The organism is Glutamicibacter sp. BW78 (assembly GCF_002332245.1).
Classification (GTDB): Bacteria; Actinomycetota; Actinomycetes; order Actinomycetales; family Micrococcaceae; genus Arthrobacter_H; species Arthrobacter_H rhombi_A.
In genome coordinates this window covers 23,512-38,102 of record NZ_NRGU01000006.1, presented here as the reverse complement: position 1 = coordinate 38,102, position 14,591 = coordinate 23,512, and the positions used below count along the sequence as shown (strand labels likewise).

The following is a 14,591-nucleotide window of genomic DNA, read 5'->3' as shown; positions in this document are numbered from 1 at the left end:
CGATCCGTCGCCCCGACGTGAGGAGTAGTTCATGGCACAGGAACAGCAGCGGCCGCAGCCGTCCAAGCAGGAACAGGAAGTCGACGAGACCCCAGCGCCGGGGCCGACAGCACCGGCAGCCCAGGAGCAGACCCAGGGTGTGGATGACCTGCTGGAGGATATCGACGGCGTGCTGGAACAAAATGCTGAGGAGTTCGTGCGCGGTTTCGTGCAAAAGGGCGGACAGTAGCCATGCACATTCCCGAGGGGTCCTCCTTTGTGGAACACCTGATGCGCGAACACCCCGATCTGCTGCCGGCGGCCGCGGCGGCGCCCGGCACTGAAGGACTCCGGCAGGCCACCACGATCGTCGCGCTGACCTACGACGGCGGTGTGGTCATGGCCGGTGATCGGCGGGCGACCATCGGCAACGTGATCGCCAGCCGGCATATGCAAAAGGTTTTCGCCACCGACCATTTCTCTGCCGTCGGAATTGCCGGTTCGGCAGGTATCGCCTTGGATCTGGTCCGCCTGTTCCAGGTGGAACTCGAACACTACGAGAAGATCGAAGGGGCCCTGCTCAGCCTCGACGGCAAAGCCAATCGTTTGGCGGCCATGATCCGGTCGAATCTGGGCCGGGCCATGCAGGGCATGTCTGTGGTCCCCTTATTCGCCGGCTACGATCCCCGCCAACAGCTGGGGAGGATTTTCTCCTACGACATCACCGGCGGACGTTTCGAGGAGATCGAACACCACAGCATCGGATCGGGATCCGTCTATGCCCGCGGCGCCCTCAAGAAGCTCTGGCGCCCATCGCTGGACGCCTCGAGCGCCATCCGGGTCGCCATGGAGGCCCTCTACGATGCGGCCGACGATGATTCGGCCACCGGAGGTCCCGACCTGGTCCGGCAACTCATGCCGATCCTGTACCGGGTCGACGCCGAGGGCTCGGAACGGGTCCCCGACGACGAACTGCTCCGGCTCGCCCACGATATCGTCGCCGAACGTTCGGCCGCAGCCAGGGAGGCCTGATGAGCGCGCAGTTCTACGTTTCACCCGAACAACTCATGAAGGATCGGGCGGACTTCGCCCGCAAGGGCATCGCCCGGGGCCGGTCGGTCATTGTGGCCAGCTGCCGGGACGGGATCGCCCTGATCGCCGAGAACCCCTCCAGGACGCTGCGCAAGATCGGAGAGATCTACGACAGGATCGGTTTCGCCGCCGTCGGTAAATACAACGAGTTCGAATCCCTGCGTCAGGCAGGGGTCAGATACGCCGATACCCGGGGATACTCCTACGACCGGGAGGACGTCACCGGACGGGGGCTGGCCAGCGTCTATGCCCAAAGCCTCGGTGCCGTCTTCACCGCCGAGTCCAAACCCTTCGAGGTCGAACTGGCGGTCGCCGAAGTGGGTGAGGACCCCGCCAGCGACGAGTTGTACCGGGTGAATTTCGACGGGTCGATCTCCGATGAGCCCGGACTGGTGGTCATGGGCGGGGACGCCCGTTCCCTGGCCGAGGCCATGGACGCCGCCTGGTCGGGAAGACAGCTGGCCACCGCCGGCTTCGACGAGGTCATCCGCACCGCCGCCGCGGCCCTGCCCGAGGTCCCCGACACCGACGCCGTGGATCTCATGGAAGTCGCCGTGCTCGAACGCACCCCGATCGGCAGGACCCCGCCCCCCAGAACGTTCAAACGGTGGGATAAGGACGAGATCCTGCAGGCCTTGGCCGGGAAGGACGGTGCCTGAGATGGACCGCCGCATTTTTGGAATAGAAACCGAATACGGGATCGCCTACTCCGCTCCCGAGGGACGTCCGCTCACCCCCGAGGAAGTCGCCCGGTACCTGTTCAAACCGGTGGTGGCGTGGGGGCGCAGTTCGAACGTGTTCTTGACCAACGGGTCACGGCTCTACCTGGACGTTGGTTCCCACCCCGAATACGCGACCGCCGAATGCGACGACGTCGCCCAACTGATCGCCCACGACCGGGCCGGGGAATCGATCCTCAACGAGCTGGTCACCAGCGCCGAGGACCTGATGAAAGCCGATGGCCTCCACGGGTCCATCTACCTGTTCAAGAACAACACCGACTCGGCCGGCAACTCCTACGGCTGCCATGAGAACTACCTCATCCCCAGGAAACTGGAATTCGCGCGGCTGGCAGAAATTCTCATCCCCTTCCTGGTGACCCGCCAACTCTTCGCCGGCGCAGGAAAGGTCCTGCCGGTGGACGGAGAACACCGTTTTGCCTTCTCCCAGCGGGCAGACCATGTGTGGGAAGGCGTTTCCTCGGCCACCACCCGGTCCCGGCCCATCATCAACACCCGGGACGAACCGCATGCCGACGCCGAATACTACCGGCGTCTCCACGTCATCGTCGGGGACTCCAATATGTCCGAAACAACCCAACGGGTGAAAATCGGTGCCACTGACTTGATCCTGCGGATGATCGAAGCGGGCACCATCATGGAGGACCTGCGGTTGGAGAATCCGATCCGCAGCATCCGCGATATTTCCCATGACCTCACCGGAAGGCACCAGGTACGCCTGGCCAGTGGACGCGAGCTCAGCGCCCTTGAGCTGCAAGAGATCTTCTTCGAGAAGGTCAGCACCTTCATCCAACGCCACGGAGCCCATAACGAGCATGTGCCCCAGGTGATGGACCTGTGGCGTCGCGCCCTGGACGCCGTCGCCGGCGGTGACGCTTCGGGAATCGATACCGAAATTGATTGGGCCATCAAGCATCGGCTGATTCGTGAGTACCAGGAGAAACACTCCCTTGAACTGTCCTCCCCGCGGATCGCCCAACTGGATCTGACCTATCATGACATCGACCCGCGCCGCGGCCTCTTTTCGGTGCTGCGTCGGGGTGGACGCGCGCAAACGGTCGTCTCCGAGGAGGAGATCACCGCCGCGACGAAGACCCCACCACAGACCACCCGGGCCAAATTGCGGGGGGACTTCGTCCGTGCCGCGCAGGAAGCCGGACGTGACTTCACCGTCGACTGGGTTCATCTGAAACTCAACGACCATGCGGGTCAGACGGTTCTGTGCAAGGACCCCTTCGCCCAGGTCGACCCCCGGGTGGAGGAACTCATGGCCCTGATCCGGCCACAAGAGTAGGTATCCGGCGCGGCCTCAGCACATTCACAGGCGACGACCTTAAGCTGGACGGGGCCCGGATGTGTGTGATTTTGTTCGGGGCCGATTGTGGACCATCGATGTACGACGACGAAAGTGGATTTTGTGCGCAAGCTGCTGGCACTGGTTCTCGGGGTTGCGCTGCTCGCGCTGACCGCCTGTGGATCCGGAACCCCGACGACCGTAGGGGCGGCCGAGCCGCTCTCCTCCATCAAACTGACGCCCGGGGAGGACGAGAACTCGGCCCCCAAGGTCGAGTTCGATACCCCGCTGGAGGTGACCGATCCGGGTGCCAAGGTCCTCGAAAAAGGCGACGGGGACGAGGTGAAGGAAGGCCAGGACGTCTCCTATAAGTTGGCTGGATACAACTTGAAGGACGGCAGCGAGGTCGGCAACACGTTCAAGGATGCCGCCATGACCCTGAGCGTCAATGACGAGCTGAAGGAACAGGATCCCGAAATCCACGACATCCTCGTCGGGACCAAGATCGGTTCCTGGGTCGCCTATGTTCATCCCCAGAACGCAGCCCCGCCGGAAGACGGTTCTTCGGCAGATCCTGCGGATCCCTCGCAGATCGATCAGCTGCTGATCCTGAAGGTTGTCGGAGCCAAGGACAAGATCAAGGTCGACTTCCAGAAGGAAAAGGGCGACGCGAAGAAGGACGCCGAGGCCACCGCAAAAATCGCTGACGACGGCAGCGGCACCGTGAAGATCCCCGCAGGCAATAAGCCGCCGGCCGACCTGAAGGTCACCACCTTGAAGGAAGGCGACGGGAAGAAGATCAAGAAGACCGACACGATCACGGTCGACTATGCCGGAGCCCAGTGGGAAGACGGCGAGCAGTTCGATTCCAGCTACGAGAAGGGAACCCCGGCGACCTTCGGCCTGGACCAGGTCATCAAAGGCTGGACCGAGGGCCTCGAAGGGGTCAAGGAAGGTTCCACCGTTCTGCTGACGATCCCGAGCAAGCTCGCCTACGACGGCCAAGACGGCATGCCACAAGGTACCCTCGTCTTCGTCGTTGACGTGAAGTCGATCGACAAGGCAGCGAAGTAGAACCCCTCAACAGCGACAGGAGAAGGACGAATATGTCTTTTGGAAAACGTGAATACGACCGCACCAAACCGGAAGTCGACTTCCCCACCGAAGGCGCCCCCACCGAACTGCGCTCGGAGGACCTCATCGTCGGTGACGGCACCGAGGCGAGCCCCGGCGCGACGGTTTCGGCGCACTACGTCGGAGTCGCCTGGTCCACGGGTGAAGAATTCGATGCCTCCTGGAACCGCGGCGAACCGCTGCAGTTCCGGGCCGGAACCGGCCAGGTCATCCAGGGCTGGGACGAAGGCATCCTGGGCATGAAGGTCGGCGGACGCCGGCGCCTGGAGATCCCGCCGCATCTGGCCTACGGCGACCGGGGCGCAGGAGCCGCCATCGCCGGCGGCGAATCGTTGATCTTCGTGGTCGATCTGGTGGACGTGCGCTAGCCTTCCCACCACCACGACGGCGTCGCCCCCTCACCGGGGGCGGCGCCGTCGTGCTTTCTAGTAACGTAGGCGGGGTGTCTGCCAAACGTAACCCGGGTGCGCCATCGCGTACGGAAAAACTCGTCAGCCTCACCTATGCCCTGATGTCCCGTCGCCGGGGCTATACACGGGCGGAGCTGCGGGGGATCGTGGATGATTACCAGGATCTGTCCGATGAGGCCTTTGAACGAAAATTCGAGCGCGATAAGAGCGATCTGCGGGTCCTGGGCGTCCCGCTGGAATCCCTGACCGGGGACAGCTACTACGGCAACGACCGTCAAGAGACGCACTACCGTGTCCGGCCCGAGGAATACCGACTGCCCCCGGTCTCCTTCGCCCCGGAGGAAGCCATGGCGCTCGGCCTGGCGGCCCGGGTCTGGAAGGACCCGACGATAGCCTCCGCCGCTGACCGGGCCTTCAACCGGCTCTCTCCAGCCGCCGTCGGAAGCCCCGACGCCGCCGGAGCCTCCTTCGAAACCTTCGAACCGCGGCTGCATGCAGCCGATGCCGCCTTCCGTGATGTGCTCAGTGCCGTCTGGGATCGTTCCCCCATTCGTTTCAGCTACCGCTCACCTTCGGGAGAGACCGCCGTGCGCACCCTCGAACCGTGGGGCATCGGAAGCCGCTTCGGTCACTGGTACCTCGTGGGCTGGGACCGTGACCGTGAGAGCCAACGCATCTTCAGGCTCTCCAGGATCTGCTCGGAAATTGCCCGCTGGCCGGGCACGGTACAACGCCCCGATGGTTTTCGGGTTGCCGATGTCTTGGATGGTTTGGACCCCGAAACGGCCCGCCAACGGGCCACCGTGAAGCTGGCCCCGGGCCGGGGACTGGCCCTGCGCAGCCGGGCGATTGAGCCCACCGTGGAAGAGAACCCGGAGGACCTGGGGCCAATGGAGGCATCGGAGGAGAGTGCCGATACCGTCAGCTTCGACTACCAGGACGACGAAGCGCTCAGCGCAGAACTCGCCGAACTCGGTCCTGCCGTTGCCGTGCTGTTGCCCGAAGGCCTGCGCGCCGCCGTCGCGCGTCGCCTGAAGGGAGCCTGGGAAGCGCAGAACGCCCCGGTGCCCGCCTACACCTTCGGGCAGGCCCGCCCAGGTGGTCGTCCTTCCTCCTCCGACGTCGTGGCCCGGGCGCTGGACATCATCGCCTACGTCGTCCGTGAGGGGGCCCCACTGCTCGATGACACGGCAGCCCATTTCGGGTTGAGCCGTCGCCGTCTCATCGAGGATCTGACCATGATCCAGCTCTGCGGGGTTCCCAACGGCCTCCCCGATGAACTGATCGACGTCGATCTGGAAGGGGACCGGGTCTCCATCGTCAACGCCGAGGGCCTCGCGGCACCGATCCGGATGAACCTCCTGGAGGCCTTCTCGTTGTTGGTCGGACTGCAAACGATCCTTGACCTGCCCGGCGATACGGACCGCAGTGCCGCCAGCGGGGCGCTCCGGAAGCTGCGTGAGGCGGCCGGCGAATTCGGTGATATCGACCAGATCGCCTCGGCGCGGCTGGCGGCCACCGAGTCCTCGCTCGTCCGCGACACGGTGACCGCTGCCGTGACCGCCGACCGGATCCTGCGGCTGCGGTATCATCAGCCCAGCCGCGACGAGATCAGCGAACGAAACATCGAACCAATCCGCCTCCTCGAAGATGGTGGGCGCACCTACGTCCAGGCCTGGTGCCGGAGCTCCCAGGGGTCACGGAACTTCCGGCTGGATCGAATCCTGTCCGCCGAGGCCACCGGTGAGACGTTCACCCGGGAGGCTGGAAAACATGCCGTGGGGGAGGGTAGCCTCTACACCCCGGCACCCGAGGACGTCGCCGTCGAACTGGGTTTCGCCCCGCGGCTGCACCGGCTCGTCGAAGAATTCGCGCCCTACCAAAGCGCCAAAGCCAAGGACGGAACCCTGGTGGCCGAGGTCGGCGTCCCGTCCCCGGAACTCCTACCCGGTTTGGTGGCCCGACACGGTGGTGGGATGCGTGTGATCGCACCGGACGCTGCCGCTGACACCACCCGCGCCTGGTTGCAGGCCGCCCTGACCGCCCACGAAACGCGCCAACCCCACCCCCTGACCAAGGAGAACGCATGATGCCCTGGTGGTTCTGGACCCTGCTCTGGACCGTTCTGGCCCTGGCTGCCCTGGTGTTCCTGGCGCTGTGCGCCCTGCACCTCTATCGCAAGTTCATGGTCATGTTCGATGACGTGAGCGCGGCGGGCGACGCTCTGGCCTTGCCGCCGGGGGAAGCATTGGAAGAGGACCTCGGGGGCCGGGACCGACCAGCTTCGGGGGCCGACGCCCTCTTCCGTTCCCGTGAGGAAGCCAGGCAAGAATATGACGACGGCAAACAGGCCCGCCGTAGCGCCCGCCGTGAGCGCAGAATCGCCGGAAAACGTGCCCGCGGACAGGCTCAGCGCGTAGGCGACCTGTACCGGCGTGACGTAGACTGAGAGCCAGACGAAAGGAAGTTCCCCCATGGGTGGTCTACAGGGATGGCACATTGTCATCATCGTTGTGCTGGCACTGGTTCTCTTCGGTGCCCCCAAGCTTCCCGGGCTGGCACGCTCTCTCGGGCAGTCGATGCGTATCTTCAAATCCGAAGTCCGCCAGATGAAGGACGACGACCCGAAGGATCCGCAGGAACCTCAGGACCCGACGGCCACCGAAGAGCCCTATGAGGGCAAAGTCGTGGACCCGGAACACCGCGGCCCCAAGCGCTAGTTTTCGGTGACGGAAAAGACAGGGCGCAAATCCAACCCCGAGGGGAGGATGGCGCTCAAGGCACACCTGATCGAGCTGCGTAACCGGCTCTTCATTTCCCTCGGTGCACTTTTCGTTGCTGCCGTCGGAGGTTTTTTCCTCTACCAGCCGGTGCTCGGCCTGCTCTTCCAGCCGCTCAAGGACGCCGGAGGCACCGCGAACTTCAACACAGCGGTCTCTCCGTTCGACATCATGATCAAGGTGTCGTTGTTCCTGGCCCTGATCATGGCCTCCCCGGTATGGCTCTACCAACTGTGGGCGTTCATCGTCCCGGGGTTGAAGAAGAAGGAAAAGCGGACAGCACTGTCCTTCATCGGTGTCGCGGTCCCGCTGTTCCTGCTGGGCATCTATCTGGGTTACTGGGTGCTGCCGCATGCCCTGCTGTTCTTCCTCGGGCTGACCCCCGATATCGCGGTCAACCTCATTACCGTGCAGGATTATCTCAGCTTCGTGCTGCGCCTACTGATCGCCTTCGGGATCTCGATGATCATCCCCGTGCTGTTGGTGGGGTTGAACATGGTCGGCATCCTGCCCGGGAAACTGATCGTGAAAAACTGGCGGATCACCGTTTTCCTGATCTGTCTGGTGGCGGCCATGGCAGCCCCCGGAGGTGACGCCCTGACGATGTTCGTGCTGGCCGGGCCGCTGCTGGTGCTTTTCGCCGCCGCCACCGTGTTCTGCCTGATCAACGACAAGCGCCGGGCCAAGCGCAGGGTCGAACAGGAAGCCGAAAACGAGAGGTTGATCGCCAACGGCGAATCCGTCGACTAGGCGCCGGTTACGCCCGGGTAGGCTGGGTCCGTCCCCTGAGACGACAAACCAATGAAGGGGTGGTCAGGCATGGGCTCTCCAGCAGAGCAGTACGCCGCGTGGCGTGAGCGCGCGGCCGAGGAAAAAACCCACTTTGGCGCGTTCCGCCGGAGCCTGGAATTCGAGCTCGACGACTTCCAAATCCAGTCCTGCAGGGCCGTGGAAGAAGGCCGCGGAGTCTTGGTCGCTGCACCGACCGGGGCCGGCAAGACCGTGGTGGGCGAATTTGCCATCCACTGTGCGCTGCAACGGGGCATGAAGGCCTTCTACACCACGCCGATCAAGGCGTTGAGCAACCAGAAATATAACGAACTTGCCGCCACGTATGGCCACGACCGGGTGGGTCTGCTCACCGGGGACACCTCCATCAACAGTGAAGCCGACGTCGTCGTGATGACCACCGAGGTCCTGCGCAACATGCTCTACGCCGACTCCGATACGTTGACCGGTCTGGCCTACGTGGTGATGGACGAGGTCCACTACCTGGCGGATAAGTTCCGCGGCGCCGTCTGGGAAGAAGTCATCATCCACCTGCCGCAAAGCGTGCAGGTCATTTCGCTCAGCGCCACGGTATCCAACGCCGAGGAATTCGGCGGCTGGCTCGATACGGTCCGCGGGGACACGGCGATCGTTGTCACCGAACACCGTCCAGTCCCCCTCTGGCAGCATGTCATGGTCGGGGGGCGACTCCTGGACCTCTTCGCCGGGAATCTCGCCTTCGATCAGGCAGCAGCCTTGGAGGATCAGGACGGTGAACGCAGCCTTGCCGTGAACCCCGAGCTGACCCGCCTGGCCCAACGCGAGGAACGACATCAATTCCGTGGTGGTGCCGGTCGTGCCCAACGACGGGGACGAGGGCACGCCGGGCCACGCAACACCTCGGGACCTCCCCAGAAGCATCGGGTATCCCGTCCCGAAATGGTGCTCTCCCTGGACCAGTCGGGTTTGCTGCCGGCCATCTTCTTCATCTTTTCCCGTAAGGGCTGCGATGCCGCCGTCGCGCAATGCGTCCGCACGGGATTCTTCCTCACCACCGAGGCCGAATCGCGGATCATCGAAGAAGAGATTGACGCCGTCGCCCGGGAGATTCCGGCGGGTGATCTGGAAGTGATCGGCTTCTGGTCGTGGCGTGAAGGCCTCCTGCGAGGATTCGCGGCCCACCATGCCGGGCTGCTGCCGATCTTCAAGGAAGTTGTCGAGAAGCTTTTCGCCCGCGGGGTGGTCAAGGCGGTCTTCGCCACCGAGACGCTGGCCCTGGGAGTGAATATGCCCGCCCGCTCGGTCGTGCTGGAAAAACTCGAAAAGTTCAACGGGGAATCCCACGTCTCCATCACCGCGGGTGAATACACCCAGCTCACGGGTCGGGCCGGTCGGCGCGGCATCGACGTCGAGGGCCATGCCGTCGTGCTCTGGCAGCCGGGCACCGACCCGGCAGCGGTAGCCGGTCTCGCCTCGAAACGGACATACCCGCTGAACTCGAGCTTCCGCCCCACCTACAACATGTCGCTGAACCTCTCGGCACAGTTCGGGATGGGCCGGGCGCGCACCATCCTGGAATCTTCCTTCGCCCAGTTCCAAGCCGACCGTTCGGTGGTCGGGTTGGCCCGGCAGGTCCGCAGCCGCCAGGAATCGATGGCCGGTTACGAAGAATCGATGGCCTGCCATCTGGGGGACTTCCAGGAATATGCTCGGATCCGTCAGGAACTGGGGCAAGCCGAAAAGGACGCCTCACGGACGGCCCACCGGATGCGCCGGTCGGCGGCCGAAGAATCCTTGGAGCAGGTGGTCCCCGGCGACGTGATCGACGTGTCGGGTCCGCGCCGGCTGGGACGGTGCGTCATCATTGCTCTCTCCGATTCGCTGCGCGACCCGCGTCCGACAGTATTGACCGAGGACCGGCAAGTACGCCGCATCGGAGTCCACGATCTGGAGGGCCCGGTTGAGGTCATTTCACGGATACGGATCCCCAAGTCCTTCACCGGCCGTACCCCCAAGGAACGCAAGGATCTGGCAGCTTCTCTCCGCAATGCGCTGCAGGAACAACGTCCACCCCGGCGGGGTGCCAGCGGCTTCGATTTCCCCGGCACCGACCGACAAGAAGCCCGTATCACCGATTTGCGCCGGCAGTTGCGCCGGCACCCCTGCCACGGCTGCTCCGAACGCGAGGACCATGCCCGCTGGGCTGAACGCTGGTGGAAGCTCAAGGCCGAAACCGACAGGCTGTCGGGGCAAATCTCCGGGCGGACCAACACCATTGCCAAAACCTTCGACCGGGTGTGCAGCATTCTGGAACACTACGGATACCTGGCCCTACCCCAGGACGGTTCCCCGGACGGCGCGCTGGTGACGACCAGTTCGGGGAACCGGTTACGGCGTATCTACGGTGAACGTGACCTGTTGACCTCGTTGGTGCTCGAATCGGGTTGCATGGATCAACTGGAGGCCGCCGAATTAGCCGGGTTCGTCACCACGCTGGTCTACCAGGCCAAACGCGAATCCACTGCCGGGCACCCCAAGATGCCCAGCCGGCAGATTGAGCAGGCGTGGACGGTGGCGGTCCGCAACTGGTCCGAACTGACCGACCTGGAGGAAGCCAACCGGTTGCCGGAGACCGGGGAACCGGATTCCGGCCTCGTCTGGCCCATGTACCTCTGGGCCCGTGGGAAGGATTTGAAGGACTGCCTGCGGGGAACAGACCTGGCGGCCGGAGACTTCGTGCGCTGGGCCAAACAGGTCATTGACACCTTGGACCAACTGGCCAAGGTTCCTGACTTGTCGCCGGTGTTGGCCGGGCGGTGCCGGGCAGCGGTGGACGCCGTGCGCCGCGGCGTGGTCGCCTACTCCAGTGTTGCCGACTAGGCACGGAACCATCCGGTAGAAAACCTTCTGCCACCAAGAACCACGTGTGGGTGTCCCGCCGGGCCGCCCTCCTGCAGGGAAGGAAGTACACATGCCCGAGCTGGTCATGTACCGCAACGGAGCCATCTACAGTGCAGCGGACCCGTTTGCCACGGCAATGCTGATCGACGGTGGTTCCGTGGCCTGGGTCGGCCAGGAAGCTGCCGCCGAGGCACTGCTCGACGCCAGGATGGAGGTCGTTGACCTGGAAGGGGCGCTGGTGGCTCCTGCTTTCGTGGACTCCCACGCCCATCTGACCGAGACGGGCGTGGCGCTGGCGTCGTTGGACCTGGCGGGCTGTACGTCGTTGGACTGCTTCCTGGCCGCGGTTGCCGACCGGGCGAACACGGTAGCCGGACCGGTCATTGGTGCCGGATGGGATGAGAGCACCTGGCCCGAGGCCCGCGTTCCCACGGTGGAAGAACTGGAGTCGGCAGCTCCGGACCGCGAAGTGTACTTGACCCGTGTTGACGTCCATTCAGGTCTGGTGAGCCGCTCGCTGGCCGTGGCTGCAGGCCTCGATGGGCTCGATGGTTGGGAGGGTGGCCCCGTCGCGGTCCGGGAAGCACATACCCGGGTCAGGGATCACATCTTGTCCTTCGATGCCGGCTCACGAGCCGACTACCAGCGTCGAGCCCTGCAACATATGGCCTCGCACGGCTACGCTGCCGTTGCCGAAATGGCTGCCCCACATATTGGCACCCGTGAGGATGTCTCTGCGCTGAACGGGCTCCTCGACACCGAAGGGGAGGATCTGCCAGCGGTGCGGATCTACTGGGCAGAAACCGTCGGCACTGCCGAGGAAGCCCGCACCGTCATGGAGGAATTCGACAGCCCACGGATTGCCGGGCTGGGCGGGGACCTGAACATCGATGGTTCGCTGGGTTCTCGAACGGCCTATCTGCGTGAACCCTATACGGACGTGCCCTCGACCCAAGGCTGCCTGTACCTTGACGCCGAGACCATCGCCACCCATGTCCAGGCCTGCACCGAAGCCGGCGTCCAGGCCGCATTCCATGTCATTGGCGATGCCGGCATGGATGAAGCAGTGGCAGGGTTCAGGTTGGCAGCCGACCGTCTGGGAGTCTCTGCTATCCAGCGCGGTCGCCACCGCATCGAACATGCCGAAATGCTCGACGATTCGGCCGTCGCCACCTGGCTCGAGCTGGGGGTTACCGTCTCCATGCAACCGCTCTTCGATGCCCTGTGGGGTGGCCCTCACGGCCAGTACGAACAACGCCTGGGGGTTCAGCGTTCCGCGGCCATGAATGAAATCGGGCGGCTGCTCACCTCGGGTGTTCCCGTCTGTCTCGGCTCCGATAGCCCGGTCACCGAAATGAATCCGTGGGCCACCGTGAAAGCCTGCCTCGAGCACCACACCGAATCTTCACGGGTATCTGCGCGGGCCGCCTTCGTGGCGCACACCAGGGCAGGTTACCGAGCGTTCGGGGACCCTGACCCCTTGGCCGGTCAATTGGTTCCGGGCTCGGAGGCGACCTTCGCCATCTGGGCGGCCTCCGAACTGGCCGTCCAGACCCCCGATGCCCGGGTCTCGTCCTGGAGCACGGACGCCCGGGCCGGAACGCCGATGCTTCCGGTGTTGGAGGACTCGCTACCGACCTGTCTGGGCACGGTCCGTCGCGGACGCACCATTTTCCGTCGGCCCTGATGGCTACCCAGGAGTAATTTTCCGCGCCAAAAGGCACGACGACGCGCCGAGCCTGACTAGGTAGTAAGCCTTAAAACTCTAGTCAGGACTCAGTTGACAGGCCGGTGTGAGCGGATAGGGTTGATTCTCAACGGCGATGGTAGGGAGTCCTACAACGTCGAGTCGGCATCACGGCAAATAAACAAAGGTCAGACCCCGGGAGCAGTAGAAAACAAATTGCGTGTGCTTGAGTGCACTCTTTTTGGTCCGAAGTTCCCGGGGTCTTTCCGTGCCCTCAGGTGGCTGACCGGTATACTTGGTCCTTGGCTTTCCTCGCCCGGTACTCAGCCGGGGGAGCGGACCGCTGGTTCGCAGCCGTGACCGAAGGTTCCGTAGGGGCCGCGTCGAGGCCCTGAGGGCCTCCGAGACAGTTCAGAAGGGTATAACCGCGTGCGGGTAATCACCATCATTCCGACTTATAACGAGATCGAATCGCTCCCCATTACGATCAAGCGTCTGCGGGAATCCGTCCCGGAGTCGGATGTCTTGGTGGTCGACGACAACAGTCCCGACGGCACCGGCGAGTTTGCCAGGAACCTGGGAACGACCGACCCCCAGATCCATGTCCTGCATCGCGAAGGCAAGGCAGGGCTGGGAGCCGCCTACCTCGCAGGATTTACGTGGGGACTCGAGCAGGGCTATGACGTGCTGGTCGAACTCGATGCCGACGGTTCCCATCAGCCCGAACAGCTTCCTCGGTTGCTGGAGGCACTGGACACCCAGGGCGCTGACCTGGTGATCGGATCCCGTTGGGTCCGCGGGGGAAGCGTGGTGAACTGGCCACCGTACCGCAAACTGATTTCCGTGGCCGGCAGCACCTACTCCCGGCTGATGTTGGGACTGGGCATTCGCGATATCACTGCTGGATTCAGGGCTTTCCGCCGTGAGACCCTCGAAGCCCTGGACTTCAATGAAGTCGAATCCGTCGGCTATGGCTTCCAGGTGGATATGACCTTCCGCGTTGCGCTGATGGGCAAGAAGATCGTCGAAGTCCCGATCACCTTCGTGGAACGCGAACTCGGGGTTTCCAAGATGAGCGGAAACATCGTGGTTGAAGCCATGCTCAATGTCACCCGGTGGGGCCTGACGGCGCGCTGGAAGAAGCTGACCGGCAAACTCTGAAGCTGACCGGCAAACTCTAACGTCCGCTCTTACAGTGGACGGAGAAGGGGCCGGTTCCCGCACCTGTTGGTGCGGGAACCGGCCCCTATCTTTTGGCGTTCTGCCTCGGGTGCTGAAAGTTCTGGTTAGGCCTGAATCTTTTCACCACGGGCAGCGCGGAGCTTGTTCAAGCGATCCTTGAGGGTCTGTTCGAGCTCCTCGATGGAGCGGCGCTCGAGCAGCATGTCCCAGTGGGTACGCACCGGCTTGTCCTTGGACGTGTCCGGCAGCTCTCCGTCGACCAGGAGCGCTTCCTTGCCGGTCTTGGAGACCCACACGGGAGGAATTTCGGCTTCGGTGGAGAACATCACAAAGACCTGCTCCCCATCGGCGCAACGGTACTCCACGCGCTGACGCGGCGCCGGCTCCACACCGGCTTCGGTCTCCATGCTCTGTGCGCCCAAACGCATTCCACGCAGACTGCGATCGCTCATGTTTTCTCCCTACTACGTTCTGCTGCTGTTCGGCATCATCCACTGTCCACAACGCCTCAGGCGGAGAAATCATTCCCCCGGGCCTTTGGCGGAAGCCACAAAGACACCAGTATACGCGCTGTCCGACGAGCTTGTCGTTCAACGAAGCCGGGCACGAAGGGTGTTCCCTCCG

At 63.8% G+C, this 14,591-nt stretch carries 14 protein-coding genes; 13 read left to right on the top strand and 1 reads right to left on the bottom strand.

All coding sequences use genetic code 11. From position 1 onward, the window contains the following. Positions 1–31: 31 nt before the first annotated feature. From CIK75_RS00280 to CIK75_RS00220, 13 genes are all read left to right on the top strand, one after another. Positions 32–229 (top strand): ubiquitin-like protein Pup, encoded by a 198-nt coding sequence (locus CIK75_RS00280; protein WP_087001094.1) that lies wholly within the window; start codon positions 32–34, stop codon positions 227–229. Between the two features lie 2 nt (positions 230–231). Then, the gene (gene prcB, locus CIK75_RS00275; protein ID WP_087001096.1) at positions 232–1,011 is read left to right on the top strand and encodes a proteasome subunit beta; all 780 of its coding nucleotides are present in this window, start codon (positions 232–234) and stop codon (positions 1,009–1,011) included. Next, positions 1,011–1,730 (top strand): proteasome subunit alpha, encoded by a 720-nt coding sequence (gene prcA / locus CIK75_RS00270; protein WP_087001098.1) that lies wholly within the window; start codon positions 1,011–1,013, stop codon positions 1,728–1,730. The genes prcB and prcA overlap by 1 nt, the downstream gene beginning before the upstream one ends. A gap of 1 nt (position 1,731) precedes the next feature. Beyond that, complete coding sequence (gene pafA, locus CIK75_RS00265) at positions 1,732–3,105, top strand: Pup--protein ligase (RefSeq protein ID WP_087001100.1); 1,374 nt, start codon at positions 1,732–1,734, stop codon at positions 3,103–3,105. Between the two features lie 114 nt (positions 3,106–3,219). Next, positions 3,220–4,179, top strand: coding sequence for an FKBP-type peptidyl-prolyl cis-trans isomerase (locus CIK75_RS00260; protein ID WP_143269306.1), 960 nt, complete (start codon positions 3,220–3,222; stop codon positions 4,177–4,179). 32 nt (positions 4,180–4,211) lie between these two features. Next, a complete protein-coding gene (locus CIK75_RS00255) occupies positions 4,212–4,607 on the top strand; it encodes an FKBP-type peptidyl-prolyl cis-trans isomerase (RefSeq protein ID WP_087001104.1) in 396 nt (131 codons plus the stop codon). A gap of 74 nt (positions 4,608–4,681) precedes the next feature. Continuing rightward, a complete protein-coding gene (locus CIK75_RS00250; RefSeq protein WP_143269307.1) occupies positions 4,682–6,739 on the top strand; it encodes a WYL domain-containing protein in 2,058 nt (685 codons plus the stop codon). Continuing rightward, complete coding sequence (locus CIK75_RS00245; protein WP_087001108.1) at positions 6,736–7,098, top strand: hypothetical protein; 363 nt, start codon at positions 6,736–6,738, stop codon at positions 7,096–7,098. The genes CIK75_RS00250 and CIK75_RS00245 overlap by 4 nt, the downstream gene beginning before the upstream one ends. A 25-nt stretch (positions 7,099–7,123) precedes the next feature. Next, the gene (gene tatA / locus CIK75_RS00240; protein WP_087001110.1) at positions 7,124–7,369 is read left to right on the top strand and encodes a Sec-independent protein translocase subunit TatA; all 246 of its coding nucleotides are present in this window, start codon (positions 7,124–7,126) and stop codon (positions 7,367–7,369) included. Positions 7,370–7,375: 6 nt separating this feature from the next. Next, entirely contained in the window at positions 7,376–8,179 is an 804-nt protein-coding gene (gene tatC / locus CIK75_RS00235; RefSeq protein WP_087001112.1) for a twin-arginine translocase subunit TatC, read from the top strand. A 51-nt stretch (positions 8,180–8,230) separates the two neighbouring features. Beyond that, positions 8,231–11,077 (top strand): DEAD/DEAH box helicase, encoded by a 2,847-nt coding sequence (locus tag CIK75_RS00230; RefSeq protein WP_198962370.1) that lies wholly within the window; start codon positions 8,231–8,233, stop codon positions 11,075–11,077. Positions 11,078–11,168: 91 nt separating this feature from the next. Continuing rightward, entirely contained in the window at positions 11,169–12,785 is a 1,617-nt protein-coding gene (locus CIK75_RS00225) for an amidohydrolase family protein (protein ID WP_087001117.1), read from the top strand. A gap of 429 nt (positions 12,786–13,214) precedes the next feature. Next, positions 13,215–13,946, top strand: a complete 732-nt coding sequence (locus tag CIK75_RS00220; RefSeq protein ID WP_087001119.1) for a polyprenol monophosphomannose synthase — start codon at positions 13,215–13,217, stop codon at positions 13,944–13,946. 125 nt (positions 13,947–14,071) lie between these two features. Here CIK75_RS00220 and CIK75_RS00215 read toward each other — a convergent pair whose 3' ends face one another. Then, entirely contained in the window at positions 14,072–14,419 is a 348-nt protein-coding gene (locus tag CIK75_RS00215; protein WP_087001121.1) for an RNA polymerase-binding protein RbpA, read from the bottom strand. Between the last annotated feature and the right edge of the window lie 172 nt (positions 14,420–14,591).

Bases quoted from the DNA above. Each gene is read 5' to 3' on its own strand.
- CIK75_RS00280 (WP_087001094.1), top strand. From the start codon at position 32: ATGGCACAGGAACAGCAGCGGCCGCAGCCGTCCAAGCAGGAACAGGAA.
- pafA (WP_087001100.1), top strand. From the start codon at position 1,732: ATGGACCGCCGCATTTTTGGAATAGAAACCGAATACGGGATCGCCTAC.
- prcB (WP_087001096.1), top strand. From the start codon at position 232: ATGCACATTCCCGAGGGGTCCTCCTTTGTGGAACACCTGATGCGCGAA.
- CIK75_RS00230 (WP_198962370.1), top strand. From the start codon at position 8,231: ATGAAGGGGTGGTCAGGCATGGGCTCTCCAGCAGAGCAGTACGCCGCG.
- CIK75_RS00215 (WP_087001121.1), bottom strand. From the start codon at position 14,419: ATGAGCGATCGCAGTCTGCGTGGAATGCGTTTGGGCGCACAGAGCATG.
- CIK75_RS00245 (WP_087001108.1), top strand. From the start codon at position 6,736: ATGATGCCCTGGTGGTTCTGGACCCTGCTCTGGACCGTTCTGGCCCTG.
- CIK75_RS00255 (WP_087001104.1), top strand. From the start codon at position 4,212: ATGTCTTTTGGAAAACGTGAATACGACCGCACCAAACCGGAAGTCGAC.
- tatA (WP_087001110.1), top strand. From the start codon at position 7,124: ATGGGTGGTCTACAGGGATGGCACATTGTCATCATCGTTGTGCTGGCA.
- CIK75_RS00225 (WP_087001117.1), top strand. From the start codon at position 11,169: ATGCCCGAGCTGGTCATGTACCGCAACGGAGCCATCTACAGTGCAGCG.
- prcA (WP_087001098.1), top strand. From the start codon at position 1,011: ATGAGCGCGCAGTTCTACGTTTCACCCGAACAACTCATGAAGGATCGG.